The organism is Deinococcus rhizophilus (genome assembly GCF_030271215.1).
Taxonomy (GTDB): domain Bacteria; phylum Deinococcota; class Deinococci; order Deinococcales; family Deinococcaceae; genus Deinococcus; species Deinococcus rhizophilus.
In genome coordinates, this window is the sequence record NZ_JASNGB010000377.1 from 1 (window position 1) to 630 (window position 630).

Genomic DNA, 630 nt, shown 5'->3' on the forward strand with positions numbered 1-630 from the left:
CTGCGCTGCGGGGGCCGGAGCTGCACTTGGCGCCTGCCGCGCCCCCCCCGTCGGGCGACCAGCCCCGGCAGGAACACCGCACCCCCGGCGGCTACCGGGTGGTGTCCGGAAACGGCCTCCTGCGGGTCCTGCGCCGTGGACCTCCCGGGCCCTCACCGCTGCTGGTCTTGCAACTGGACGCGGAAAACGCGGCGTCCAGCGTGCTGGCGCGGGTGGACCTGCTGCCCGGTGCCCCGCGCCCCGAGCTGTGGCCGCCCGAGTTCGCCCTGGGGGTGCGGGTGGGCGGCGGTGGGCCCCGGCTGCTGTACAGCTCCGGCCCCGTCCCCACGCACGAGGTCGGCGGCGTCTCCCACGTCTACGGGGGCCTGCTGCCGCTGGGCCGCTGGGTCTGCCTGAATGCCGCTCCGGGCCGCCTCACCGAGCTGAGCGTGCGCGGTCGGCACGTGGCCCTCACGCTCGCGGGTCCGGCCCTCACCGGACCCCCCGGGGAAAGGCTGGCGCACCCGGGAGAGCCTGAAGACAGCGGCGGCAGCCTCCCGGCGCGTTGGTGAAGTCCCCGACGCGGCAGGGAGGGGCGAGCCGGGAGGTCGCCTCGCCTAGAGCATTGAACAGAATTACGGCCCCCGGGGA

General features: G+C 76.0%; 1 protein-coding gene. It reads left to right on the forward strand.

The window, feature by feature from the left end; translation table 11 throughout:
- On the forward strand, window positions 1-551 hold a 551-nt coding region (locus QOL99_RS17435; RefSeq protein WP_285525680.1), incomplete at its 5' end, for a hypothetical protein.
- Between the last annotated feature and the right edge of the window lie 79 nt (window positions 552-630).